Raw genomic sequence first — 24,355 nt, 5'->3', positions numbered from 1 at the left:
ATGGCCGACCCGGCCCGCGCCCGCAAGATCGCCGACCGCATCAAGGAGGTGATCGCCGCCAACCTGCACCAGGTCATCAAGGACCCCGACCTCGGGTTCGTCACGATCACCGATGTGCGCGTGACCGGCGATCTCCAGCACGCCTCGGTCTTCTACACCGTCTTCGGTGATGACGCCCAGCGCGACCACAGCATCGAGATCATGCGCGCCCACCGCGGCAAGCTGCGCTCCCTCGTCGGCAAGCAGCTCGGCATCCGGCTGACCCCGACGCTCGACCTCTTCGTCGACGGCCTGCCGGAGACGGCTTCGCACATCGAGGACCTGCTCGCCTCGGCCAAGGAACGCGACGAGGAGCTCGCCCGCTCCCGGACCGACGCCATGCCCGCCGGTGAGGCCGACCCGTACCGCACGAAGGGGGACGACGAGCAGCCCCCGTCCGCGCCGGAGTGAGCGACGGACTGGTCGTCGTCGACAAGCCCGCGGGCTGGTCGAGCCACGACGTGGTCGCCCGCAGCCGCCGGCTGTACGGCACCCGCAAGGTCGGCCACGCCGGCACACTCGACCCGATGGCCACCGGCGTCCTCGTCCTCGGGGTCGGTAGGGGCACCAAGCTGCTGACCTTCCTTGTCGGGGCCGACAAGGCCTACACCGCCACGATCCGTCTCGGTCAGGCGACGGTCACCGACGACGCCGAGGGTGAGGTGACGGCCACCGGCGACGTGGCCGGCATCGACCGACCCGCCCTGGCGACGGCGGTCGCCCGGCTCACCGGCGACATCCAGCAGGTCCCGAGCGCCGTCAGCGCGATCAAGGTCAAGGGCGAGCGTTCCTACGCCCGGGTGCGTGCGGGCCAGGACGTCGACCTGCCGGCACGTGCCGTGACGGTCTCGCGCTTCGATCTGCTCGACGTGCGCGAGGCGAGCGTGACTGGCCCCGACGGGGGCACGACGGTCCTCGACGTCGACGTCGAGGTGGAGGTCTCCTCGGGCACCTACGTGCGGGCGCTGGCCCGCGACCTGGGCGAGGACCTGGGCAGCCACGGCCACCTGACCGCCCTGCGCCGCAGCCGAGTCGGAGGCCTGACGCTCGATCACTCCCACACGCTCGACGCCCTGACCGCCCTGCGCGACGGGGGTGCCGAGCCGGCAGACCTACCGATGACTCCTCTGGCCGAGGCCGCCCGGGCTGCGCTGGTCCACCGCGAGATCACTGCGGAGCAGGCCCGCTCGCTCGGTTTCGGGCAGCGGATCCCGAGTGCCCTGCCGGGGCGCGAGGAGCCCGTCGGGGCCTTTGCCCCGGACGGGTCGCTGATCGCCGTGCTCGACGAGAGCCGTCCCACGGCGCGTGCCCACGTCGTCTTCGCCCCGGCCAGTTCGTAGAGTGGGTCCTCGTGCAGCAATGGTCATCCCCGAGTGCCACCCCGTCGCAGCTGCGGCCGTGCGTGGCGACCTTCGGCAACTTCGACGGGGTGCACCGCGGTCACCGCGCGATCCTCGATGAGCTGATCCGTCAGGGTCACGAGCGCGACCTGCCGACCGTCGTCGTCACCTTCGACCCCCACCCGGTCGAGGTGATGCACCCCGAGCGGGCGCCCGAGCTCATCGCCCCGGGCAGCCTGCGCGACGAGTTCCTGCGGGAGGCGGGTATCGACGGGGTGCTCGTTCTGCCCTTCACCATGGAGTTCGCCCAGACCTCTGCCGTCGACTACATCGTCGACACCTTCGTCACCGGTCTTGGCGCCGCCGCCCTCGTCGTCGGTGCGGACACCAAGGGCTTCGGCGCTGGCTACACCGGGGACGTCTCCCTCATCCGCGAGCTGGGTGGGGCGCACGACTTCGACGTGGTCGTCATCGAGGACCAGGGCGACGACCAGCGCTGGTCCTCCTCCGCCGTGCGCGCCCACCTGGCCGCCGGCGAGGTCGAGGCCGCCGCCGAGATCCTCGACCGCCCGCACCGGGTCGTCGGGACGGTCGTCCACGGCCACCACCGCGGCCGGGACCTGGGCTACCCGACCGCCAATCTCGGCACCGACACCATTGGCCTCGTCCCGAGCGACGGGGTCTACGCCGGCTGGCTCACGCGCCTGGACCTGCCCGAAGGGAGCGGCGACCGGCGTCTTCCCACGGCCATCTCCGTGGGCACCAACCCGACCTTCGACGGGCAGGCACGCGTCGTCGAGGCCTACGTCCTCGACCGCACGGACCTCGACCTCTACCACGAGCTGGTCGCCGTCGACTTCGTCGGTCACGTCCGTCCGACGCTGCGCTTCGACTCGATCGACGAGCTGCTCGAGGCCATGGCCCGGGACGTCGACACGACCCGGTCGATCCTGCAGCCGTGACCACGCGGTCGCGCGGCTGGGACCTCGCGGGCCTGCTGCGCTCCGACCTCGTCCTCGTCGCGGGGGCGCTGACCGCCTCGGGCCTGGGTGCCCTGCTCGTGTACTCCGCGACCCGTGCCGAGTCAGGGTCGGCCTACCTCGTGCGGCACCTGCTCAACCTCGCCATCGGGCTGGTCATCGCCCTGGTCGCGGTCCGGCTGGACCGCTCGATGCTGCGGACCCTGGCGCCCGTGGTCTACCTCGCGGGGGTCCTCGGGCTCGTCCTCGTGCTCACCCCCCTGGGGGTGGAGGTCAACGGCTCCCGATCGTGGATCCGGGTGCCGGGCGGGTTCTCGATCCAACCCAGCGAGCTGGCGAAGGTCGGGCTCTGCGTGGCCCTGCCGATGCTGCTCGCCCCGGCCGCCGAACGGCGGCAACGCCCCCGTCCACGCGAGATCCTCCTCGCCGGGCTGGTCACGGGGGTGCCGGTCCTGCTGGTCATGGCCCAGCCGGACCTCGGATCCGCCCTGGTGCTCGTGGCGCTCGGCCTCGGCGTGCTCGTCATCTCCGGAGCCGCGTGGCCGTGGCTGCTCGGGGTCCTCGTGGTCGGTGTCGCCGCCGTGGTCACGGCCTTCACCACACCCCTGCTCAGCCCGTACCAGCGCGACCGGCTGACCGCCTTCCTCGACCCGGCAACGGACCCGCAGGGGATCGGGTACCAGACCCAGCAGGTGCGGGCCGCGATCTCGGGCGGCGGCTGGGACGGCCAGGGCCTGTTCTCCGGTGAGCTGACGAGTGCGGGGGCGATCCCCTTCCAGGAGACCGACTTCGTCTTCTCGGTGGCGGGGGAGGAGCTCGGCTTCGTCGGGGCGGCCTTCGTCATCGGCGTCCTCGGCCTCGTGGTGGCCCGGATCGCGCTCGCGGGCACTCGCAGCGTCGACCCCTTCGTCCAGCTCGTCTGCTGGGCAGTCGCGGCCTGGTTCGCGGTGCAGTCGGTGGAGAACGTCGGGATGAATCTCGGCCTCGTCCCGGTGACGGGACTGCCCCTGCCCTTCCTCTCCTACGGAGGGTCCTCGATGTTCGCCTGCTGGGCGGCGGTCGGCATCGTCGTCGCGGTCTCGACCGAGCGCCGTGGGCGAGCCGGGCGGCAAACGCGCGCAAGGGATCTGGCGCGCAGGGACTCCGGGCGAGGCGAGTGGGTCACCAAAGTGTGAACTTGCGGACAGGTGGGTGACAACCGACCTACTCGTGGGTCATGCTTCGCTCACAGACCGCCCACGAAGGAGTGGCCCCAGTGCCTGAGACCAGCCCCCGCACCCCCGCCGACGAGGCCTACGACGCCAGTGCGTTCGAGGACCGCGCCCCGAGCGTGGGCCACCTGCTTCGGCAGCGCATCGCCGACACCCCCGACAGCACCGCGTACTCCTTCCCGGCGGGCATCGCCTGGGACGAGCTGACCTGGGCCCAGCTCGGGGACCGGGTCTGGGCGCTTGCCGCCGGACTCGTCGACCTCGGTGTGCAGCCGGAGGACCGGGTCTCCCTCGCCTCGAACACCCGGATCGAGTGGGTGCTGGGTGACTACGCGATCATGGCCGCGGGTGCGGCGACGACGACGATCTACCCGACGTCGATCAGCGACGACGTCGCCTTCATCGTCGACAACTCCGGCTCCAAGATCGTCATCGCCGAGGACGCGGAGCAGGTCGACAAGCTCCGCGAGGTCCGGGACGCCATCCCGGAGGTGACCCACGTCGTCGTCATCGACCCCGAGGGGGTCGACCTCGATGACTGGATGCTCACCTTCGCCGACCTCGAGGAGCGCGGCACGGCGCTCCTCGCATCGGACCCGGGGGTCGTCGACGCGCGGATCGACGCCATGGGGCCGCAGTCGCTCGCGACGATCATCTACACCTCCGGCACGACCGGCCGGCCGAAGGGCGTGCGCCTGCGGCACGCGACGTGGACCTACCAGGGTGCGGCGATCCGGGCGACCGGCATGCTCACGGCCGAGGACGTGCACTACCTGTGGCTGCCCCTGTCCCACGTCTTCGCAAAGGTTCTGCTGCTCGTCAGCACCGATGTCGGCATGCAGACCGCCGTCGACGGACGCATCGACAAGATCGTCGACAACCTCGGCGAGGTCCGACCGACCTTCATGGCCGCGGCACCGCGGATCTTCGAGAAGGTCTACGGCAAGATCTCGCTGGGCATGCAGGAGGAAGGGGGCGCGAAGGCCACGATCTTCGACTTCGCCTCCAAGGCCGGACGCGAGTACTCACAGGCGCTGTCCGATGACCGCAGGCCCGGGGTGGTCCTGCGCCTGAAGCACGCGATCGCCGACAAGCTCGTCTTCGCCAAGGTCCGGGAGCGGTTCGGCGGCAGGATCCGCTTCTTCATCTCCGGCTCCGCAGCGCTCAACACGGACATCGCGCACTGGTTCAACGGCGCCGGTCTGCAGATCCTCGAGGGCTATGGCCTGACCGAGACCTCGGCCGCGGCCACGGTCAACCGGCCCTACGCCCTTCGCGTCGGGTCCGTCGGCTGGCCCACCCCCCAGACGGAGATCAAGATCGCGGACGACGGGGAGATCCTCATCCGCGGCGAGCACATCATGGAGGGCTACCACGACAATCCCGAGGCCACGGCCGAGGTGCTCACGCAGGACGGCTGGTTCCACTCGGGCGACATCGGCGAGATCGACGAGCGCGGCTTCGTCAAGATCACCGATCGCAAGAAGGACCTGTTCAAGACGAGCAACGGCAAGTACGTCGCGCCCTCGCTCATCGAGTCGACCTTCAAGGGTCTGTGCCCCTACGTGGGCCAGCTGCTCGTCCACGGCGAGTCCCGCCAGTTCGTCACCGCTCTGGTCACCCTGGACGAGGAGGCCATCCAGCCCTGGGCGGAGGCCAACGGCCTCGAGGGGGCGAGCTACACCGAGATCGTCTCCTCGCTGCAGGCCCGGGAGATGGTCCAGTCCTACATCGACGAGCTCAACGCCGGCCTCAACCGGCACGAGCAGCTCAAGAAGTTCCACATCCTGGGCCGCGACCTCTCCGTCGAGGACGGCGAGCTGACCCCGAGCCTGAAGATGCGTCGCAAGGTCGTTGCGGACAAGTTCAAGGGCGACATCGAGGAGATGTACCCGGCCTGATCACCTACCCTTGATCCATGACTGGTGAGACGATCTTCGCTGCCCTCGAGCCCCTGCTCGAGAAGGTCAGCAAGCCCATCCAGTACGTCGGCGGCGAGCTGAACTCCACGGTCAAGGACTGGCAGGTCGGTGGCCACGGCCCCCGGGGCGAGGAGCTGACCGTCCGTTGGGCCCTGATGTACCCCGACGCCTACGAGGTCGGCGTGCCCAACCAGGGCGTGATGATCCTCTACGAGGTGCTCAACGAGCGCGCCGACGCCCTCGCCGAGCGCACCTACGCCGTCTGGCCCGACATGGAGGCCCTCCTGCGGGAGCACGACCTGCCGCAGTTCACCGTCGACGGGCACCGCCGCGTGGGTGACTTCGACGTCTTCGGCCTGAGCTTCTCCACCGAGCTCGGCTACACCAACATGCTCACCGCGCTGGACCTCGCCGGCATCCCGCTGCACAGCAGCGAGCGCACCGACGAGCACCCGCTGGTCATCATGGGGGGCCACGCATCCTTCAACCCCGAACCGGTCGCCGACTTCGTCGACGCCGCGATCGTCGGGGACGGCGAGGAGGCCGTGCTCGCCGCGACCGACATCATCGGCGAGTGGAAGGCGCAGGGCCGTCCCGGCGGCCGGGTCGAGGTGCTGCGTCGCCTCGCCGCGACCGGCGGCGTCTACGTGCCGGCGTTCTACGACGTCGACTACCTGCCCGACGGGCGCATCCAGCGCGTGGCGCCCGCCGAGTCCGGTGTCCCGTGGCGCGTGGACAAGCACACGGTCATGGACCTGGACGAGTGGCCGTACCCGAAGAAGCCCCTCGTGCCGCTCGCCGAGTCCGTCCACGAGCGGATGAGTGTGGAGATCTTCCGCGGCTGCACCCGCGGCTGCCGCTTCTGCCAGGCGGGCATGATCACCCGACCGGTCCGCGAGCGCTCGATCACCGGGATCGGCGAGATGGTCGAGCAGGGCCTGCAGGCCACCGGCTTCGAGGAGGTGGGCCTGCTCTCGCTCTCCAGCGCCGACCACTCCGAGATCGGCGACGTGGCCAAGGGCCTCGCCGACCGCTACGAGGGCACCAACACCGGCCTGTCGCTGCCGAGCACGCGCGTGGACGCCTTCAACATCGACCTGGCCAACGAGCTGACCCGCAACGGTCGTCGTTCCGGGCTGACCTTCGCGCCCGAGGGTGGCTCCGAGCGCATCCGCAAGGTGATCAACAAGATGGTCACCGAGGAGGACCTCATCCGCACCGTCTCCGCCGCCTACGGCGCGGGCTGGCGCCAGGTGAAGCTGTACTTCATGTGCGGCCTGCCGACGGAGACCGACGAGGACGTCCTGCAGATCGCCGAGGTCGCCAAGCGCGTCATCGAGACCGGTCGCGAGGTCGCCGGCCACAACGACATCCGCTGCACCGTCTCCATCGGTGGCTTCGTGCCCAAGCCGCACACCCCCTTCCAGTGGTCGCCGCAGCTGGGCGCTGAGCAGACCGACGAGCGCCTGCACAAGCTGCGCGATGCGATCCGGGCCGACAAGCGGTACGGCCGCTCCATCGGCTTCCGCTACCACGACGGCCGGCCGGGCATCGTCGAGGGACTGCTCTCGCGCGGCGACCGTCGCGTCGGTCGCGTCATCGAGCAGGTCTGGCGCGACGGTGGACGTTTCGACGGTTGGAGCGAGTACTTCTCCTACGACCGCTGGATGGCCGCGGCCGAGAAGGCCTTCGAGGGGACCGGCGTCGACGTCGACTGGTTCACCACCCGGGAGCGCGAGGAGGCCGAGGTCCTGCCCTGGGACCACATCGACTCGGGACTGGACAAGGAGTGGCTCTGGCAGGACTGGCTGGACGCCCTCGACGAGACCGAGGTCGAGGACTGCCGCTGGACGCCGTGCTTCGACTGCGGCGTCTGTCCCCAGATGGGCACCGACATCGAGGTCGGCCCGACGGGCAAGACCCTGCTGCCGCTGACCGTGCTGGGCTCCGGCAAGGAGTCGATGGTCCGTTCCTGAGCGTCCCCGGCCCGAATGATCCCGGACGGCGGGAACACCGTCCGACACCGCCGCCGGATCCGTGCCACGCTGGCACCAGACAGTGCATCACGGGGAAGGGACACCCAATGGAGATCGGTGCAGGTGTCGTGGTCGTCGTCGCGGTGGCCTACGGACTCGGCTTCGCGATCCTGTCGACCCGGGAGTGGAGCGAGGAAGCGCGCCGGCGGTACACGCTCGGTGGTGCCCTCCTGATTGCCGTGCTGGCCATCGTGCTGTTGGCCATCCCCTGGTAGGACGCCCGGAGCGAGGAGGCAGAATCGGGACATGAGTGCGATGACCGTCAGGCACACTGAGCTCGACGAGGCCCTGCGCCGCTCCGGGGTGGCGGATGTGCGCAGCGACACGTTGACGGTGGGGATGTACTCCAGCGACGCGTCGCTGTACCGGATCCCCCCGCGCGCCGTCGTCTTCCCCCGGGAGGCCGGGGAGATCGAGGCCACGCTCGCCGTCTCCCGTGAGCTCGGCATCCCGCTGACCTCCCGCGGTGGCGGTACGTCCATCGCGGGCAATGCCATCGGCCCGGGCATCGTCATCGACACCTCGCGGTACATGAACCGCGTTCTTGAGGTCGACCCGAACTCCCGTACCGCGTTGGTCGAGGCCGGCACGATCCACGCCACCCTGCAGGCGCAGGCCCGTCGCTTCGGGCTGCGTTTCGGTCCCGACCCCAGCAGCCACTCCCGCTGCAGCGTGGGCGGCATGATCGGCAACAATGCCTGCGGCAACCGCGCCCTCGGGTACGGCCGCACGAGCGACAACATCGTCGGCATGGACCTGCTCACCGCGGCGGGTACGCGCCTGTCCGCGACCACGGGAGTGGCGGGGGGACCCCCTTCGCTCACCGGTGACGACGCGCTGGTGGCCCGGCTGACGGGCCTGCGGGACGCCCACCTGGCGACGATCCGCACCGAGTTCGGCACCTTCGGGCGGCAGGTCTCCGGCTACGCCCTGGAGCACCTCGCGCCCGAGAACGGTCTCGACGTCGGTCGCATGCTCGTCGGCTCCGAGGGCACCCTCGCGGTGGCCACCCACGCCCGGGTGCGGCTGGTGAGCGACCCGCCGGCGACTGCACTGGCTGTGCTCGGCTTCCCCGACATCTACGCCGCCGGCGACGTCGCCCACCTGCTCAAGGGCCTGGGTGCGGTCGCCGCCGAGGGCATCGACTCCCGCATCGTCGACGTCGTGCGTGTGCGCCGCGGACCGCAGGCCGTCCCGGACCTGCCGCGGGGCGCCGCCTGGATGCTCGTCGAGGTCCCCGGCGAGGACATCGGGAGCGCGACTGCGGCCGCCGAGCACATCTGCCGCGAGATCGAGTCGCTCGACGCCCGCGTCGTCACCGACCCCGCGCAGGCGCGCTCGTTGTGGAAGATCCGCGAGGATGGCGCCGGCCTGTCCGCGCGCTCGCAGCGGGACCGCCCCGCCCACGCCGGCTGGGAGGACGCGGCCGTCCCACCACACCGCCTCGGCGACTACCTGCGCGCCTTCGACGACCTCCTTGCGCAGCACGACGTCCAGGGACTGCCGTACGGGCACTTCGGCGACGGTTGCCTGCACATCCGCCTCGACATCGAGCTCGACACCCCCGGCGCGCAGGAGCGCTACCGCTCGCTCGTCGAGGAGGCCGCCGACCTTGTCGCGGCCCACGGCGGATCGTTGTCGGGGGAGCACGGCGACGGTCGGGCCCGCTCGGCGCTGCTGCCCCGGATGTACGGCCCCGAGACGATCGCGCTCTTCGGCGCCGTCAAGCACGCCTTCGACCCGACGAATCTGCTCAACCCCGGCGTCCTGGTCGACCCGGCCCCGGTCGATGCCGACCTGCGCATCCCGGCCGCACGCAAGGCCCCGGTGCCCTTGGCCTTCGGCTACCCGGAGGACGGCGGCGACTTCAGCCAGGCCGTGCATCGCTGCACCGGCGTCGGCAAGTGCCGCGCAGCCGGGACGTCCACGACGGTCATGTGCCCCAGCTACCAGGCGACGGGGGAGGAGAAGGACTCCACCCGCGGTCGTGCCCGGGTCCTGCAGGAGATGCTCAACGGCTCGACGGTCACCGGGGGCTGGCGCTCGAGCGAGGTCCACGACGCCCTCGACCTGTGCCTGTCCTGCAAGGGCTGCGCCAGCGACTGCCCGACCGGTGTCGACATGGCGACGTACAAGGCCGAGGCGCTGCACCAGACGTGGAAGGGACGACTGCGCCCCCGCAGCCACTACTCGCTCGGCCGGCTGCCGCAGCTGGCCCGGATCGCCTCACGCGCACCGCGCCTGGTCAACGCGATGACCTCGCTGCCGGGGCTGAAGAAGCTCACCCTCCCCGCCGCCGGCGTGGACCCCCGTCGCAACCTGCCGACCTTCGCGGCGGAGACCTTCCGCACCTGGGTGCAGCGCGAAGGGATGATCGCCTCGGCCGCGCAGATGGCCGGCGCCGACCACCCCGTCGCGATCTTCGTCGACTCCTTCACCGACCACTTCTCACCGCACGTCGGGCGCACCACGGTGGCGCTCCTGCGGGAGGCGGGGTTCACCCCCTTCGTCCCGGCGGAGTCGTTGTGCTGCGGCCTGACCCTCATCTCCACCGGCCAGCTCGACGCGGCGAAGTCCACCCTGGCGGCCGCCGTCCGCGTGCTCGCCCCGGCGGCCGACGCGGGCATCCCGGTGCTGGGCATGGAGCCCAGCTGCACCGCGGCCCTGCGCCACGACCTGCCGCGGTTGGTCGACTCCGCCGCGGCGCGCACGGTCTCGACCACCGTGCGCACGGTCGCCGAGCTGCTCGGCACGGCCATCGACGAGGGCCGTTGGGACGCGCCCGACCTGACCGGGACCGAGGTCGTCGCCCAGCCGCACTGCCACCAGCACGCGGTGATGAGTTGGAGCGCCGACGAGGCCCTGCTCGCCCGCACCGGCGCCACGCTCACCCGACTGGGCGGCTGCTGCGGTCTGGCCGGGAACTGGGGGGTCGAGCTCGGGCACTACGACGTCTCGGTCCAGGTGGCCGAGCTGCAGCTGCTCCCGGCGATCCGGGATGCAGCGGCGGACACCGTCGTCCTTGCGGACGGTTTCTCCTGTCAGACGCAGATCGCGGACCTGTCCGAGCGCGAGGGCGTGCACCTGGTCGAGCTGCTCTCGCGTGACGCCTAGGCTTGGTCCCCATGGCCAAGCAACGCACCCCCGACGGGCCACCCCCGCCGCCTCCTGTCCAGAAGCTGCGCATCCAGTACGCCCGCCGGGGGCGGCTGCGCCACTCCTCGACGCGTGACTTCGGGCGGGCGCTGGAGCGCGCGCTGCGCCGCTCCGGGGTACCGATGGCCTACTCGGCCGGGTTCCACCCGCACCCGAAGATCTCCTATGCCAACGGTGCGGCCACGGGTGCGGCGAGCGAGGCGGAGTACTTCGAGATCTCGGTGACCGAGCAGGTCGACCCCGACGCCGTGGCCACGGCCCTGGACGAGGCGCTGCCCGACGGGCTGGACATCGTCACGGTCGTCGAGGCCCGCCCCGGGGGCCTCGCGGATCTGTTGCAGGCGAGCCGCTGGGAGCTGCGCTTCCCCGGCGTGGAGGTGGCCGATCTGGAGGTGGCGGTCGCCGGATTCCTCGCCGAGGAGAGGATCGAGGTGGAGCGGATGTTCAAGCGCGGAGTGAAGTCCTACGACGCGCGCGGTCCCGTGGAGTGGGCGCGTACCGGTCTCGATGAGGACGGCTGTGCGATACTGGCCATGGTCGTGCGGCACACCACACCTGCCGTTCGCCCCGACGACGTCCTCAGCGCGATCACCGCTGCCACCTCGTTCGCGCCGCCGCGGTCACCGATTGCGACCCGGTTGGCGCAGGGGATCTGGAGTAGCGAGACCGAGAGCGTGGCCGATCCACTGGCCGCCGACTGAGCCGCCGTCGGCCCCGTGGGGGTGCCGCGCACGGCGCGAGCCACCTCGAGGCAAGACGGACTTGCTTCCGCGGGCCACCAGAGCCCGCGAACGCCGCGCCAGCGGCCTGGTCGCACCCCTGAGGTGCCGGTGTGGGGCACGGTCGCCGGTGCTGGAGGTGCCGCATGGCTCCCGAGAACGAGAACGCCGAGAACCCGGCCGAGGAATCGACCCGGACCACCCCGGTCGACCAGACCGCGGCGAGCGACCGGGTGGAGACGACCACTGACGACGAGCAGGCCCAGGAGCAGGCGCCCGCCGCCACGGTCCCGGGCTTCGGGCTCCTCTTCCAGCCGCCCGCTCCCGTCGCCGCCCCGAAGCGTCGCCAGCGCGACCCGGAGCCCGTCGAGGACGAGGACGAGGACGAGCAGGACTCCCGTGACGACAACGACTCCCAGCAGGGAGACGACTCGGACAACCAGGGCGAAGGGGGCCGCAACCGGCGTCGTCGCCGCGGCGGGCGCGGTCGCAACCGGTCGTCGGACTCGACCGACGACTCGGACTCCACCAAGGACGGCAACGGTTCCACCGGGTCGGGCTCCACCGGGTCGGGCTCCTCGGACGACTCGTCCGACGACGGGGACGACAACTCCCACAAGTCCTCCGGCGGCCGCAACCGCTCACGTGGTCGGGGCCGCGGGGGTGACTCCTCGGGGCAGGACGACAACTCGTCCGACACCTCTGACGACGACAACGACAACGACAACGACAACGACAACGACGACGACTCCGGTGACGACGGTCAGTCCTCGGGCAGCTCTCGTCGTCGCCGTCGCCGCCGCCGTGGTGGCGGGGGCAACGGCAACGGTGGCGGCAACTCGGGTCAGGACGACCCGCCCGGCACCGTGACCAAGGTGCGCGAGACGCGCCGCACCGAGCCGCAGGCCATCAAGGGCAGCACCCGTCTGGAAGCGAAGAAGCAGCGTCGCCGTGAGGGCCGTGAGGCCGGCCGACGCCGCACGGTCATCACCGAGGCCGAGTTCCTCGCCCGCCGCGAGAGCGTCGAGCGGGTCATGGTCGTGCGCCAGCAGGGCGACCGCACCCAGATCGGTGTCCTCGAGGACAGCGTGCTCGTCGAGCACTACGTCTCCCGGGAGACGACGTCGACGATGGTCGGCAACGTCTACCTCGGCCGCGTGCAGAACGTCCTGCCGAGCATGGAGGCCGCCTTCATCGACATCGGCAAGGGCCGCAACGCCGTGCTCTACGCAGGTGAGGTCAACTGGGAGGCGCAGGGCGTCGGCAACGGCCAGGCCCGCCGCATCGAAAACGCGCTCTCCTCGGGCGACTCGGTCCTGGTCCAGGTGACGAAGGACCCGATCGGCCACAAGGGTGCACGGCTGACCTCGCAGGTGTCCCTGCCCGGCCGCTACCTGGTCTACGTGCCCGAGGGCAACATGACCGGTATCTCCCGCAAGTTGCCCGACACCGAGCGCTCGCGCCTGAAGTCGATCCTCAAGCAGGTCGTCCCGGACAGCTCCGGGGTCATCGTGCGCACCGCCGCCGAGGGCGCCTCCGAGCAGGAGCTGACCTCCGACGTCGAGCGCCTGACGAAGGCCTGGGACAAGATCAGCGAGAAGTCCGAGGCCAAGAAGGGCAAGAAGACCTCCGCGGGCGGCGCACCGACGCTCCTGCACGCCGAGCCCGACATGACCGTGCGCGTCATCCGCGACATCTTCAACGAGGACTTCGCGAAGATGGTCGTCTCCGGTGACGGCGCCTGGGGCGAGATCAAGGGTTACGTCGACGACGTCGCCCCCGATCTGGCCGACCGCCTCGAGAGGTGGACCGGCGACAAGGACGTCTTCGACGAGTACCGCATCGACGAGGGGATCTCCAAGGCGATGGACCGCAAGGTCTGGCTGCCCTCGGGTGGATCCCTGGTCATCGACCGCACCGAGGCGATGACGGTCGTCGACGTCAACACCGGCAAGTTCACCGGCTCCGGGGGCAACCTCGAGGAGACGGTGACGAAGAACAACATCGAGGCCGCCGAGGAGATCGTGCGCCAGCTGCGGCTGCGTGACATCGGCGGCATCATCGTCGTCGACTTCATCGACATGGTTCTCGAGGCCAACCGTGACCTGGTGGTCCGGCGTCTGCTGGAGTGCCTGGGGCGTGACCGCACGAAGCACCAGGTCGCGGAGGTCACCTCGCTCGGACTGGTCCAGATGACCCGCAAGCGGGTCGGCTCCGGTCTCATCGACGTCTTCTCCGAGAACTGCGAGGCCTGCAGCGGGCGCGGCATCATCGTCCACAACGAGCCGGTGGCACACGACCACGGCGGCAACGGCGGTGGCTCCAACGGTGGAGGCGGCAAGTCCCGCCGCGGCCGCGGCAAGGGCGGGGGCGGCAACAACGACTCCCAGCCGAAGTCCAAGCCCGAGGAGGAGAAGGACGCCAACGGGCGGACCGCGGCCCAGATCGCGGCCGCTGCCCACGCGGCAGCCGTGAAGAGCATCGCCGAGCCGGGTCTGAGCGAGGACGTCGCGACGGGTGAGGCGCAGGCACCGGCCCCCGCGGCGGAGTCGACGAAGCAGCCTGAGGAGCCGACGAAGGAGCCGAAGGGCGTTGAGCCCGCAGCGGCCGACACCACGCCCGAGCCCGAGCCGGCGAAGAAGCCGGCCCGTCGTCGCGCCGGTCGTCGCGCGGCCTCCAGCGCGGGGGCCCCGGTAGCACTGGAGCCGGTCGACCTGACGGCACCCGCAGCCGGCTCCAGCGCTCCGCTGACCCAGATCGCGGGGGAGAGCGGGGCCGCGCCGACGACCCCGGTCGCCGATGCCCCCCAGGCCCCGGCCACCCCGCCGCGTCGCAAGCGCAAGCGTGTCGTCGCCCAGGCCGGCCCGCCCCAGGCCGAGGAATCCACCGACTGACCTGACCGGCCCCCTTCGCGCAGTACTGAGCCGGACTTTCCCCGGGTTCGCAGCAGTTTCATACTCTTGCGAACCCGGGGTTTTCCGGGTGACCCGATGATCCGGAGGCGGGTGGGGCGCACCGGGCGCCACCCGCGTTTTGCGGGGTGAGGGCCCTCGACGGTAGTCTCTACCCTTGGTGCGCCCACCGTGTGGACGCTTCGTGCCCTTCGGCGCGGGGATTGTTGGCCGGTCAGACCAGAGCGAGTGCGCCAGTAACGAAAGTGAGTTCCCACTGATGTACGCGATCGTTCGCGCGGGTGGCCGCCAGGAGAAGGTCTCCGTCGGCGACACCATCACCATCAACTCGATCAAGGGCGGCGCTGGCGACAGCGTCGACCTGAAGCCGATCCTCCTCGTGGACGGCTCGACCGTGACCAGCGATGTCGACGCACTGGCCAAGGCCTCCGTGACGGCCGAGGTCGTCGGGGACGCCAAGGGCCCCAAGATCGTCATCACCCGGTACAAGAACAAGACCGGTTACCGCCGTCGCCAGGGTCACCGCCAGCCGCTGACCCAGCTGAAGATCACCGACATCAAGGCCTGAGCCTTCCCGAGAGTTAGGAACCACTGACATGGCATCCAAGAAGGGTGTGTCCTCGACCAAGAACGGTCGCGACTCCAATTCCCAGCGCCTCGGTGTGAAGCGCTTCGGTGGCGAGGTCATCGGCACCGGCCAGATCATCGTGCGCCAGCGCGGCACCCACTTCCACCCCGGCGACAACGTCGGTCGTGGCGGTGACGACACGCTGTTCGCCCTCGCCGCCGGCGAGGTGCAGTTCGGCTCCAAGCGCGGCCGCAAGACCGTCAGCGTCATCCCGGCTGGTACCGCCGGCTGACGCGAGACCACTGCGTGCGGCGAAGGGGGCGGGTCGACTCGACCTGCCCCCTTCGCCGTCCCATCCGAATGCCGGAAGAAGAAGAGGTGAGGTCGTGACGACCTTCGTTGACCGGGTCACCCTGCATGTCGAGGCCGGCAAGGGTGGCCACGGGGTCGCGTCCGTGCACCGCGAGAAGTTCAAGCCACTCGGTGGACCCGACGGTGGCAACGGCGGTCATGGCGGCGACGTCGTGCTCGTCGTCGACCCCCAGGTGACGACCCTCCTCGACTACCACCGCAGCCCCCACCGCCGCGCGACCAACGGCGCACCCGGTGCCGGCGACGAGAAGAACGGCGCCAATGGCGTGGACCTCGTCCTGCCCGTGCCCGAGGGGACCGTGGTGACCAACAGCCGGGGCGACGTGCTGGTCGACCTCGTCGGGGCCGACGCACGGTTCGTCGTGGCCACGGGCGGCCGCGGCGGCCTGGGCAACCGGGCGCTGGCCAGCCGCCGCCGCAAGGCCCCCGGCTTCGCGCTGCTCGGCGAGCCCGGCGAGGCCACCGATGTGGTGCTCGAGCTGAAGTCGCTCGCCGACGTCGCCCTCATCGGTTTCCCCAGCGCGGGCAAGTCCTCGCTCGTCTCGGTGCTCTCGGCGGCCAAGCCGAAGATCGCCGACTACCCCTTCACCACCCTCGTGCCGAACCTCGGCGTCGTCACCGCCGGCGACATGCGCTACACCGTCGCCGACGTGCCCGGCCTCATCCCGGGGGCGAGCGAAGGGCGTGGGCTGGGTCTGGAGTTCCTGCGCCACGTCGAGCGCTGCTCGGTGCTCGTCCACGTCATCGACTGCGCGACCCTCGAGCCGGGCCGCGACCCGATGACCGACCTCGACGTCATCGAGGAGGAGCTGTCGGCCTACGTCGCCGACGAGACCCTCGGTGGCCTCCCGCTGTCGGAGCGCACCCGCATCGTCGTGCTGAACAAGGCGGACGTCCCCGAGGCCCGCGAGCTCGCCGAGATGGTCAAGCCCGACCTTCAGGAGCGGGGCATCGAGGTCTTCATCGTCTCGGCCGTGGCCCACCAGGGGCTGAAGGAACTGACCTTCGCCATGGCACGGCACGTGGTCGAGGCGCGGCAGAACATCGAGTCCGACGTCACACCACAGCGGGCCGTGCTGCGCCCCAAGGCCGTCGACGACTCCGGCTTCGTCGTGCGCCGGGAGACGACGTCCGAGGGCGAGGTCTTCCGCGTCATCGGTGCCAAGGTGACCCGCTGGGTGCACCAGACCGACTTCGCCAACAACGAGGCGATCGGCTACCTCTCCGACCGGCTCAACCGCGCCGGCGTCGAGGACGAGCTGACCAAGGCCGGTGCCGTCGCCGGGTCCACGGTGCTCATCGGCCCCGAGGACAACGCCGTGGTCTTCGACTGGGAGCCCACCCTCGTCGGTGGCGCCGAGCTGCTCGGCGGCCGCGGGCAGGACCAGCGCCTGGACGAGAACACCCGCCGGACCACCAGCGAGCGTCGTGAGGAGTTCTACGCACGCAAGGACGCCCAGAGCGCTGCGCGCGAGGAGCTGCGCGACGAGCGGGAGTCCGGCCACTGGGTCGACGAGTGAAGCCCGATGGCACCCGGCGGGCAGTGGCCGACGCGCGACGCCTCGTCGTCAAGGTCGGCTCCTCGTCCCTGACGAGCGCCGCCGGGGGAGAGCTCGATGTCGCCCGGCTGACCGCGTTGGTCAACGCGCTGGCCGTGCGTCACACCGCCGGCACCGAGGTCGTCCTCGTCTCCTCGGGTGCAATCGCCGCCGGCATCTCCCCGCTGGGGATGAGCACGCGTCCGCGCGATCTGGCCAGCCAGCAGGCCGCGGCCAGCGTCGGGCAGGGCGTGCTGCTGTCCGCCTACGACGCGGCCTTCGCCGGGCACGGCCACACGATCGGCCAGGTGCTGCTCACCGTCGACGACGTCACCCGGCGCACGCACTACACGAACGCCCGCCGCACCCTGGACTCGCTGCTCGGCCTGGGTGTCGTGCCGATCGTCAACGAGAACGACACCGTCGCCACCGACGAGATCCGGTTCGGCGACAACGACCGGCTGGCCGCGCTCGTCGCCCAGCTGATCCGTGCCGACGCACTCGTGCTCCTCACCGACGTCGACGCGCTCTACACCGCGTCACCGAGCGATCCGGGGGCCGAGCGGGTCCCCGTCGTGGCGGACCCGAGCGAGCTGGCGCACATCTCCATCGGTGGCACCGGGTCGGCCGTCGGCTCGGGAGGCATGACCACCAAGGTCGAGGCCGCGACGATCGCGCACGCCGCGTGCATCCCGACGGTCCTCACCTGCGCCGAGCAGGTCTGCGCGGCGATCGCCGGTGAGGATGTCGGCACCCTCTTCCTCCCGGGAGAGCGTTCCCGTGGCTCGCGCGGCCTGTGGTTGGCCTACGCGACCTCGCCGCGTGGCTCGGTGCAGATCGACGCGGGGGCCGTCGCCGCCCTTCGCGAGCGGGGCCGCTCATTGCTGCCGGCCGGGATCACCGGGGTGACCGGTTCCTTCACCGACGGCGACCCGATCGACGTCATCGGACCCGACGGCGTGGTCATCGCCCGCGGGCTGGTCAACTACACCTCCGGCGAGCTGCCGCACCTGATGGGCCGCTCCACCAAGGAGCTCGCCGAGGCCATCGGGCCGCAGTACGAGCGCGAGGTCATCCACCGGGACCACCTGGCGATCCTCTAGAGGTGCCTCAGCGCACCTGCGCGACCTCGAACTGCATCCGCGGGTGCGCGTAGACCTCCTGCGCCTCCACGATCTGCAGCTCGCGCCGACCGGAGTCGTGGGTCGTGCGCAGCAGGTCGAAGACCGAGGAGACCGTGCGACCGAGCGCCTCGGGCAGCGAGTGCGTGCGCACCCAGTGGCTGGTGAAGAGGGCGGCGGTGACGTCACCCGACCCGTTGGCCTTCAGCGGCAGGTGCGGCGTCTGCACGATCCAGGCCTCGTCCTCGTGGCAGGCGAGCATCTCGATGGTGCCCTCCGGGCGGTCCGGCCGCAGCACGGAGGTCACCAGGATGGTGCTCGGCCCGATCTCACGGGCCCGGTCGACCGAGGCGAGGGTCTCCTGGAGTGTGTGCGGCTGCGTGTCGGTGAGATAGCCCAGCTCGAACTGGTTGGGCGTGATCAGGTCGGCCTTCGGAGCGACCTTCTCACGCAGCAGCACCGGGATCGACTCGTGGACGAAGCAGCCGGACTTCTCGTTGCCCATGACCGGGTCGCAGGCGTAGATCGCCGCGGGGTTGGCGGCCTTGACCTGGGCGACGGCCGCCAGGATCGTCGCGCCGATGCCCTCGCCACCCTGGTAGCCGGACAGGACCGCGTCGACCTCGCCGAAGGCATCGCGCTCACCGATGCCGGTGATGACGTCGGCGACGTCCGCCGGGTCCATCAGGGGCCCGCGCCAGGCGCCGTAGCCGGTGTGGTTGGAGAAGTTCACGGTGTTGACCGGCCACACCTCGACCCCGAGACGCTGCATCGGGAAGACGGACGCGGAGTTGCCGACGTGTCCGTAGGCGACGTGGGACTGGATGGACAGGATCGTCGTGGTCACCCGGGCATTGTTCCACTGCCCACCTCCCGGACCGTCATCAGCGGGCAGGCAGATCCCTCCTAGTCTGGTGGCATGACCGACAGCACTGCCGTAGTCCGCGATCTGGCCCAGCGCGGCCGCGTCGCCTCCCGCCGACTGGCGCTGCTGACCCGCGCCGAGAAGGACGCCGCCCTGCTCGCGCTCGCCGACGCCCTCGACGCCGCCACCGCGGACGTCGTCGCTGCCAACGGCGAGGACCTGACCCGGGGACGCGAAGGGGGGATGGCCACCGGTCTGCTCGACCGCCTGACCCTGGACTGCGACCGTGTCGCCTCCGTCGCGCAGGCACTGCGCGACCTTGCTGCACTGCCCGACCCGGTTGGTGAGGTCGTGCGCGGCTCGACGCTGGCCAACGGCCTGCAGATCCGGCAGGTCCGGGTGCCGATGGGCGTCGTCGGGATGATCTACGAGGCCCGCCCCAACGTCACGGTCGACGCGGCCGGCCTCGGGCTGAAGTCGGGCAATGCGATGATCCTGCGCGGCGGCTCCGCCGCGGCGAGCACCAACCGCGCGCTGGTGACCGCCCTTCGCAGCGCGCTGCAGGCCCACGGACTGCCGCAGGACGCCGTCCAGCTCCTCGAGGGCGACCACGACGCGGTCAGGGCGCTGATGACCGCCCGCGGCCTGGTCGACCTGCTCATCCCGCGCGGGGGAGCCGGTCTCATCCGGGCCGTCGTCACCGAGTCGACCGTGCCCGTGATCGAGACGGGCGTGGGCAACTGCCACGTCTACGTCGATGCCGCCGCCGACCGGGCCAAGGCCCTGGCGATCACGCTCAACGCCAAGACCCACCGGCCGAGCGTGTGCAACGCCGCCGAGTCCCTCCTGGTGCACGCCGGGATCGCCGCGGACTTCCTGCCGCCGGCGCTGGCGGATCTGGCGGCAGCGGGCGTGACGCTCCACGGCGACGAGCGTGTCGTCGCCCTGGCCCCCGAGGGGGTCGAGGTCCTGCCGGCCACCGATGAGGACCACGACTGCGAGTACCTCGCGATGGAGATGTCGGTCGCGGTCGTCGACGACGTCGACGCCGCGATGGAGCACGTGCGTCGTCACGGCTCGGGCCACACCGAGGCGATCGTCACCGAGGACCGGGCCGCCGCCCGCCGATGGACTGCCGAGGTCGACGCGGCGGCCGTGCTCGTCAACGCCTCGACGCGATTCACCGACGGCGGGGAGTTCGGCTTCGGTGCCGAGATCGGCATCTCGACGCAGAAGCTGCACGCCCGCGGTCCGATGGCACTGCCGGAGCTGACGACGACGAAGTGGGTCGTCGAGGGTGACGGGCAGGTCCGCGGCTGACGTCTGGCAGGACGAGGGCCCTCCCGGCGTGGGGAGGGCCCTCGTCCGCTGTGCGCATCACGACCCTGCGGCGACAGGCAGGCACGACGTCGCGGGGTTGAGCCGCCACGTCGCGGTGACACGTGGACCAGGAGGCGCCGACGCAGCGGTCGCCATGGCCCGCACGGTGTACCCGCGCAGGCATGCTGACATCGTTATCCCTGTGATCCTGTGGCCGTATGCCCCTGGCGGAGCGGTGATTACGACCGCGGTGTGAGGACTGTTCTACGCTGCCGCGGCGCTCGGTGGCAAGACGCGTGGCGCTCGATCTGTGAACGGCCATCCCACACGGCCGTGTCCACAGGGACACCGTGTTTCCCTCGTCGTCATCCACATGCCTGTGGATGCGCACGGTGGACAAACTCCGCCGGGCGACGGGGGCACTGGCACGTCCCGGCGGGCCGGTAGGATGAACGCATGCTGAGCACCGTTGCACCCCTTCTCGTCGGGGCAGAGACCCATGTCGAGCTTCCGGTCCCGCCCTTCGCCTACGGCCTGATGGCCCTGGCCGTCTTCGCGATGATGCTCGCGGCCCTCTTCGCCTTCCGCCAGGCCGCGACCAAGCTCGCCCGCCCGGACAACACCGTGGCGCACGAGCCCACGAACCCGTACGAGGGCCCGGGCGTCTACGGTCACGACGACGATGGGGCCCACCACTGAGCAAGCGCCCCCGGCGGGTCGGCGTGATGGGTGGGACCTTCGATCCCATCCACCACGGCCACCTCGTCGCCGCGAGTGAGGCGGCCTCCCGGTTCGACCTGGCCGAGGTCGTCTTCGTGCCGACGGGCCAGCCGTGGCAGAAGGCGGACACGCAGGTCAGCCCGGCCGAGCATCGCTACCTCATGACGGTCGTCGCGACGGCGTCCAACCCGAGGTTCACCGTCAGCCGGGTCGACCTCGACCGCGACGGGCCCACCTACACCAGCGACACCCTGCGCGATCTGCGGGCACTGCGCCCCGATGACGAGCTCTACTTCATCACCGGTGCGGATGCCCTCGCGCAGATCCTGTCCTGGAAGGACGTCGACGAGCTGTGGGAGCTGGCGCACTTCATCGGCGTCACCCGCCCCGGCTACCACCTCAGCGAGTCCGGGCTGCCGCAGGACCGGGTGACCTTGCAGGAGGTGCCGGCGATGGCGATCTCCTCCAGCAACTGCCGCCAGCGCGTCAGCGACGGCGAACCGGTCTGGTACCTCGTGCCGGACGGCGTCGTGCAGTACATCAACAAGTACGAGCTCTACACCGACGACCGGGAGTGACCGACAGACCGTGGTAGCCACACAAGAGGCCATCGACCTGGCCAAGATCGCGGCCCGGGCCGCCCATGACAAGCTCGCGACGAGCATCACCGGACTCGACGTGTCCGGGCAGATGCCGCTGACGGACATCTTCCTGATCGTCTCCGCGGACAACGAGCGCCAGGTCCAATCGATCGTCGACGCCGTCGAGGACGACATGCGTGAGCAGGCCGAGTCCAAGCCGCTGCGCCGCGAGGGCAATGGCCCGGGTCGCTGGGTCCTGCTCGACTTCGGCGACATCATCGTGCACGCCCAGCACGACGAGGAGCGCGACTTCTACGACCTCGAGCGCCTGTGGCGCGACTGCCCGCACCTCGACCTCGGTGTCGTCGGTTCGCAGCAGGCGCAGGGCGGTCAGTGAGCGAGGAACCCCGTCGCCTCGTCGTGCTGCGGCACGGCCAGACCGTCTCCAACGCCAAGGGGATCTGGCAGGGCCAGCTCGACCACGAGCTGTCCGACCTGGGCCACGAGCAGGCGCGCGCCGCCGCCGTGGCGCTCTCCTCCCTTCGCCCCACGCGGGTGGTCTCCTCCGACCTCGCCCGCGCCCACGTGACCGCGCAGGAGGTCGCCGCTGCCAGCGGTGGCCTCGAGGTGTGGGTCGACGAGCGCTGGCGGGAGATCCACGCCGGCGGTTGGCAGGGCCTGACGGCCGACCAGGTGTACTCGCAGTACCCGCAGGACGCCGACAAGCTGATCAGCGGCGAGGACTTCAGGCGTGGGGGCCACGGTGAGTCCCTCGCGGACGTGGCCGCACGCACGCGCACGGCCCTCGACGACCTCATCGCGACGATGGACCGGGGGGAGTGCGTCGTCATCGCCACGCACGGCGTCACGGGCCGCTGCCTCGTCGCCGAGCTCGTCGGTCTCGACCAGTCGCTCGCGTGGCGCGCGCTCGGCGGCTTCGGCAACTGCCACTGGGCGGTCCTCGAGGAGGACAGCACCCCCACGACCGGCCGCAGCAGCTGGCGCATCGCCCAGTGGAACGCCTCCGCGGGGGGCGCGTGACCCCCGATTTGGTGAACCGGGGGTGGCTATGGATAAACTCTGGCAGTCGCCGCGAGCGACAACCACTCGGGGCTGTGGCGCAGCTGGTAGCGCACCTCCATGGCATGGAGGGGGTCAGGGGTTCGAGTCCCCTCAGCTCCACCCAGTGACGCGAAGGCCCGGACCGGTTGGTCCGGGCCTTCGTCATTGCCTCGCCCCGTCTACCGTGTGTCCATGCGCGACGACACCCTCAGCCCCGTCACCGCCGGGGTGGTCACCGCGCTCGTCGGATTCACCAGCGCCTTCGTCATCGTGCTGGCCGGGCTCACCGGAGTCGGCGCGAGCCGGGATCAGGCCGCGAGCGGGCTCCTGGCCGTCACCGTGACCATGGGGCTGACGTCCATCCTCCTGGCGTTGTGGACCCGTGCCCCGATCACGATCGCCTGGTCGACACCCGGCGCGGCGCTGCTGGCTTCCACCGGGGTGGTCGAAGGGGGATGGCCGGCCGCCGTCGGCGCCTTCCTCGTCACCGGGGGACTCATCCTGCTGACGGGGCTGCTGCCCAGCCTCGGCTCCCTCGTCGCGAGCATCCCCGCGTCCGTGGCCCAGGCGATGCTTGCCGGCATCCTCCTGCAGCTGTGCCTGGGGCCGGTGACGGGGCTGGCCGCGAACCCGATCGCCGTCGGCCCGGTCGTCATCGTGTGGCTGCTCACGCTGCGGTTCGCGCCGCGGTGGGCGTCGCCGCTGGCGTTCGTCGCCGCGGCCGTCGTCATCACCGCCCACCTGGTCAGCTCGGGGACATCCCCCGGTGCGGGCGCGCTCGTGCCACGGCTGGAGCTGACCGCCCCTGCCTTCACCCTCGGCGGGCTCATCGGCATCGCCGTGCCGCTCTACCTGGTGACGATGGCCTCGCAGAATGTGCCGGGCCTGGCCGTGATGAAGGGCTTCGGCTACGAGGTGCCGTGGCAGCGCACCATGGTCGTCACGGGCGTCGGGACCCTCGTGGGCGCTCCCGCGGGTGGCCACGGGATCAATCTCGCCGCCATCAGCGCCGCCCTGGCGGCCGGCCCGGAGGCCGGCGAGGACCGCTCGCGGCGCTGGATCGCCAGCGTCACCTCGGGCACCCTGCTGCTCTTCATCGGCGTCGCCTCCGCCGCGTTGGCCACCCTCGTCTCGCTCGCCCCGGAGGGAGTGATTCCGGCCGTCGCCGGACTCGCCCTGCTGGGCACCCTCGCCGCCTCGCTCACGGCAGCCCTCCGGGAGCCGTCCGAGCACATCGCGGCCGTCGTCACCTTCGTGATCGCCGCATCCGGGATCACGGTGGTGGGCGTCAGTGCCGCCTTCTGGGCACTGGTCGCCGGGCTCGTCGTGCGCTGGTGCCTGGGGTGGGCACGATGACGGCCATCTGGACGATCGGTCACTCCACGCGGCCGATCGAGGAGTTCATCGGGCTGCTGTCCACGCAGGGCATCACCCGGCTCGTCGACATCCGCACGGTCCCGAAGTCACGGCGCAACCCGCAGTACTGGCACGACGCACTCGCGGCCTCGCTCGGTGCCGCCGGCATCGGCTACACCTACCTCGAGGAACTCGGGGGTCTGCGCAGGCGCCGACCGGACTCTCCGAACACCGCGTGGCGCAATGCCTCCTTCCAGGGCTACGCCGACCACATGCTCACCGAGGAGTTCCACGCCGGCCTCGAGGCACTGATGGCCCTCGCGCAGGAGGACTCATGCGCGATCATGTGCGCCGAGGCGGTGCCGTGGCGCTGCCACCGCCGGCTCGTGGCCGACGCCCTGCTTGTGCGTGGGTACACCGTCCTGGAGATCATCTCCGGGGCGACACCCAAGGAGCACCGGCTGACCCCCTTCGCCGCCGTCGACGGGACGCGGGTGACCTACCCCGGCACCGGGGACGAGGCCGACGGGGAGTGAG

At 71.0% G+C, this 24,355-nt stretch carries 22 protein-coding genes and 1 tRNA gene; 22 read left to right on the top strand and 1 reads right to left on the bottom strand.

Annotated features, from left to right (window positions below; translation table 11 throughout):
• From rbfA to proB, 14 genes are all read left to right on the top strand, one after another.
• On the top strand, window positions 1–450 hold the full coding sequence (gene rbfA, locus BJY20_RS02505; RefSeq protein ID WP_185990082.1) for a 30S ribosome-binding factor RbfA: 450 nt from the start codon (window positions 1–3) through the stop codon (window positions 448–450).
• On the top strand, window positions 447–1,379 hold the full coding sequence (truB, locus tag BJY20_RS02500; protein WP_185990081.1) for a tRNA pseudouridine(55) synthase TruB: 933 nt from the start codon (window positions 447–449) through the stop codon (window positions 1,377–1,379). The genes rbfA and truB overlap by 4 nt, the downstream gene beginning before the upstream one ends.
• A gap of 11 nt (window positions 1,380–1,390) precedes the next feature.
• Window positions 1,391–2,341: a bifunctional riboflavin kinase/FAD synthetase gene (locus BJY20_RS02495; protein ID WP_185990080.1), complete on the top strand. Its 951-nt coding sequence runs from the start codon at window positions 1,391–1,393 to the stop codon at window positions 2,339–2,341.
• A complete protein-coding gene (locus tag BJY20_RS02490; protein WP_185990079.1) occupies window positions 2,338–3,534 on the top strand; it encodes an FtsW/RodA/SpoVE family cell cycle protein in 1,197 nt (398 codons plus the stop codon). Before BJY20_RS02495 ends, BJY20_RS02490 begins: the two co-directional genes overlap by 4 nt.
• 80 nt (window positions 3,535–3,614) lie before the next feature.
• Window positions 3,615–5,471, top strand: coding sequence for an AMP-dependent synthetase/ligase (locus BJY20_RS02485; RefSeq protein WP_343062747.1), 1,857 nt, complete (start codon window positions 3,615–3,617; stop codon window positions 5,469–5,471).
• A gap of 17 nt (window positions 5,472–5,488) precedes the next feature.
• A complete protein-coding gene (locus tag BJY20_RS02480) occupies window positions 5,489–7,468 on the top strand; it encodes a TIGR03960 family B12-binding radical SAM protein (RefSeq protein WP_185990077.1) in 1,980 nt (659 codons plus the stop codon).
• Window positions 7,469–7,575: 107 nt separating this feature from the next.
• Window positions 7,576–7,743, top strand: a complete 168-nt coding sequence (locus BJY20_RS02475; protein WP_185990076.1) for a hypothetical protein — start codon at window positions 7,576–7,578, stop codon at window positions 7,741–7,743.
• Between the two features lie 31 nt (window positions 7,744–7,774).
• Window positions 7,775–10,642: an FAD-binding and (Fe-S)-binding domain-containing protein gene (locus BJY20_RS02470; RefSeq protein WP_221935223.1), complete on the top strand. Its 2,868-nt coding sequence runs from the start codon at window positions 7,775–7,777 to the stop codon at window positions 10,640–10,642.
• 11 nt (window positions 10,643–10,653) lie between these two features.
• On the top strand, window positions 10,654–11,385 hold the full coding sequence (locus tag BJY20_RS02465) for a TIGR03936 family radical SAM-associated protein (RefSeq protein ID WP_185990075.1): 732 nt from the start codon (window positions 10,654–10,656) through the stop codon (window positions 11,383–11,385).
• A gap of 164 nt (window positions 11,386–11,549) precedes the next feature.
• Window positions 11,550–14,297 (top strand): Rne/Rng family ribonuclease, encoded by a 2,748-nt coding sequence (locus BJY20_RS02460; RefSeq protein ID WP_185990074.1) that lies wholly within the window; start codon window positions 11,550–11,552, stop codon window positions 14,295–14,297.
• A gap of 277 nt (window positions 14,298–14,574) precedes the next feature.
• The gene (gene rplU, locus BJY20_RS02455) at window positions 14,575–14,883 is read left to right on the top strand and encodes a 50S ribosomal protein L21 (protein ID WP_185990073.1); all 309 of its coding nucleotides are present in this window, start codon (window positions 14,575–14,577) and stop codon (window positions 14,881–14,883) included.
• Window positions 14,884–14,911: 28 nt separating this feature from the next.
• Window positions 14,912–15,175 (top strand): 50S ribosomal protein L27, encoded by a 264-nt coding sequence (rpmA, locus tag BJY20_RS02450; RefSeq protein WP_185990072.1) that lies wholly within the window; start codon window positions 14,912–14,914, stop codon window positions 15,173–15,175.
• 94 nt (window positions 15,176–15,269) lie between these two features.
• On the top strand, window positions 15,270–16,775 hold the full coding sequence (gene obgE, locus BJY20_RS02445; protein WP_185990071.1) for a GTPase ObgE: 1,506 nt from the start codon (window positions 15,270–15,272) through the stop codon (window positions 16,773–16,775).
• Entirely contained in the window at window positions 16,772–17,896 is a 1,125-nt protein-coding gene (gene proB, locus BJY20_RS02440) for a glutamate 5-kinase (protein ID WP_343062745.1), read from the top strand. Before obgE ends, proB begins: the two co-directional genes overlap by 4 nt.
• Window positions 17,897–17,903: 7 nt before the next feature.
• Here the strand turns inward: proB and pdxY are convergent, their stop codons facing one another.
• Window positions 17,904–18,761, bottom strand: coding sequence for a pyridoxal kinase PdxY (gene pdxY, locus BJY20_RS02435; protein ID WP_185990070.1), 858 nt, complete (start codon window positions 18,759–18,761; stop codon window positions 17,904–17,906).
• Between the two features lie 72 nt (window positions 18,762–18,833).
• On the opposite strand from pdxY, the gene BJY20_RS02430 reads away from it, so the two are divergent.
• From BJY20_RS02430 to BJY20_RS02395, 8 genes are all read left to right on the top strand, one after another.
• Window positions 18,834–20,099, top strand: a complete 1,266-nt coding sequence (locus BJY20_RS02430) for a glutamate-5-semialdehyde dehydrogenase (protein ID WP_185990069.1) — start codon at window positions 18,834–18,836, stop codon at window positions 20,097–20,099.
• A gap of 456 nt (window positions 20,100–20,555) precedes the next feature.
• Window positions 20,556–20,798, top strand: a complete 243-nt coding sequence (locus tag BJY20_RS02425; protein ID WP_185990068.1) for a hypothetical protein — start codon at window positions 20,556–20,558, stop codon at window positions 20,796–20,798.
• Window positions 20,795–21,397, top strand: coding sequence for a nicotinate-nucleotide adenylyltransferase (gene nadD, locus BJY20_RS02420; protein WP_185992419.1), 603 nt, complete (start codon window positions 20,795–20,797; stop codon window positions 21,395–21,397). Before BJY20_RS02425 ends, nadD begins: the two co-directional genes overlap by 4 nt.
• A gap of 10 nt (window positions 21,398–21,407) precedes the next feature.
• Window positions 21,408–21,797, top strand: a complete 390-nt coding sequence (rsfS, locus tag BJY20_RS02415; protein ID WP_185990067.1) for a ribosome silencing factor — start codon at window positions 21,408–21,410, stop codon at window positions 21,795–21,797.
• Window positions 21,794–22,441, top strand: coding sequence for a histidine phosphatase family protein (locus BJY20_RS02410; RefSeq protein WP_185990066.1), 648 nt, complete (start codon window positions 21,794–21,796; stop codon window positions 22,439–22,441). The genes rsfS and BJY20_RS02410 overlap by 4 nt, the downstream gene beginning before the upstream one ends.
• 68 nt (window positions 22,442–22,509) lie before the next feature.
• A tRNA-Ala gene (locus BJY20_RS02405) sits at window positions 22,510–22,582 on the top strand.
• A 72-nt stretch (window positions 22,583–22,654) separates the two neighbouring features.
• Window positions 22,655–23,818: a benzoate/H(+) symporter BenE family transporter gene (locus BJY20_RS02400; protein ID WP_185990065.1), complete on the top strand. Its 1,164-nt coding sequence runs from the start codon at window positions 22,655–22,657 to the stop codon at window positions 23,816–23,818.
• Complete coding sequence (locus tag BJY20_RS02395) at window positions 23,815–24,354, top strand: DUF488 domain-containing protein (RefSeq protein ID WP_185990064.1); 540 nt, start codon at window positions 23,815–23,817, stop codon at window positions 24,352–24,354. The genes BJY20_RS02400 and BJY20_RS02395 overlap by 4 nt, the downstream gene beginning before the upstream one ends.
• Window position 24,355 lies beyond the last annotated feature (1 nt).

The sequence above is a fragment of the Janibacter cremeus genome (genome assembly GCF_013409205.1).
In the GTDB taxonomy this organism is placed as follows: Bacteria; Actinomycetota; Actinomycetes; order Actinomycetales; family Dermatophilaceae; genus Janibacter; species Janibacter cremeus.
The sequence above is the reverse complement of the archived record's forward strand: the minus strand, read 5'-3'. Positions and strand labels throughout refer to the sequence as shown.